The sequence below is a fragment of the Mesorhizobium sp. M1E.F.Ca.ET.063.01.1.1 genome, assembly GCF_003998155.1.
Lineage (GTDB): Bacteria > Pseudomonadota > Alphaproteobacteria > Rhizobiales > Rhizobiaceae > Mesorhizobium.
Window position 1 is genome coordinate 1 of sequence record NZ_RZSC01001076.1, and the last position, 1,515, is coordinate 1,515.

The window sequence follows — 1,515 nt, forward strand, 5'->3', positions numbered from 1 at the left end:
GCACCACAAGCATCGGCGTGAGGAACAGCCAGGCCGAGCGTACGCGCTGACGCATCAGTTGCGAGGATGGACGCCGGGCGGTCACCTCGGCTTTCGCCGGCGCGGACCTGCCGGCGCTCGCTCTGCCGGCGACGACGCCGGAGCCTGCCCCCGCAGGCTCCGCGGTCACCAGCCGTTGCCCTTCAGCTTGGTCAGCGTCACTTCGAGATCAGCGAGATTGTCGACGGCGCTGCCTTCGCCCGACAAGGTCTTGTGCACGGCGGTCCAGAACTGGCTCGACGCCTCGTTGTATTTGACCTTGACCGCGGCGGACGGGCGCGGCGCCGCGTTGAGGAAGACCTCTTTCCAGCGCGGGATGATCGGCTGTTCCTTGGCGATGTCGGCATCGTCATAGAGCGCCTGGATGGTCGGCAGGTTGGACGTTCTCAGCGTCCGGTATTTCTGCATTTCGGGCGAGGCGATGAACTTGACCATATCGATCGCCGCGTCTGGGTTTTTCGAATATTTGGAGACGGCAAGATTCCAGCCGCCGAGCGTCGCGGCCGGCCGCGCGCCCTCGTCCGTGCCGGCCGGCAGCGGCGCCACGTCGAACTTGCCCTTGATCGGTGCGTCAGGGCCGTTGCCCAGCGCATAGGCATAGGGCCAGTTGCGCATGAAGACCGCATTGCCGGTCTGCCAGACGCCGCGCGATTCCTCTTCCTGGTAGGCGAGCACGCCGGGCGGCGCGATGGTGCCGATCCACCCCTTGGCCATGTCGAGCGCCGTCGCCGCCTTTGCATTGTTGATGGAGACGGTGCCGTCGGGCTCGATGATCTGGCCGCCGCCATTCGACATCACCCATTCGAGCGCGTCGCAGGTCAGCCCCTCATAGGCGTTGCCCTGGAAGACGAAGCCCCACATGTCCTTGTTGCCGGCGGCCCGCTCCTTGTCCATGACGAGCTTGGCGGTATCGGCCAGCTCCTTCCAGGTGGTCGGCACCTTGGCGCCGTATTTGTCGAGCAGGTCCTTGCGGTAGTAGAGCGCCGGCGCGTCGGTGAAGATCGGCAGCGCGATGAGCTTGCCGTTGACGGTCTGCGACTGGATGATCGACGGGAAATGCGCACCGACGACATCCTTGGTCGCCGCGGTCAGGTCGACGAGCTGGCTGGCGAGCTGCGGCGCCCAGATCACATCGGTCTGATAGACGTCGATGTCGGTGTTGCCGGCGGCGAGCCACAGCTTGTACTGGCCGAACTGGTCGGTCGTCGACGGCGGCATGACGACGATGTTGACCTTGTTGCCGCTCTTCTTCTCATACTGGTCGAGTATCTCGCGCAGCACCTTGATGCCGCTGCCGGTGTCTCCCGACACGATCGACAGGTCGACGGCCCGTGCCGGGGCAGCCGACAGCATGGCGCCGACTGCCAGCGCTAAAAATGCATGGAAAAGCTTCAAGGCGGTGGACCTCCCTTTGGCGCTGGCGACGGAGACCGCGCGCGTCGACAGCCATCAGATGCCCACCCAGCACTTGAATGC

The 1,515-nt window shown here is 65.1% G+C and carries 1 protein-coding gene; it reads right to left on the reverse strand.

The annotated features are described in order from the left end of the window. Positions 1 to 165 precede the first annotated feature (165 nt). A complete protein-coding gene (locus EOA29_RS36155) occupies positions 166 to 1,392 on the reverse strand; it encodes an ABC transporter substrate-binding protein (RefSeq protein ID WP_126095797.1) in 1,227 nt (408 codons plus the stop codon). Between the last annotated feature and the right edge of the window lie 123 nt (positions 1,393 to 1,515).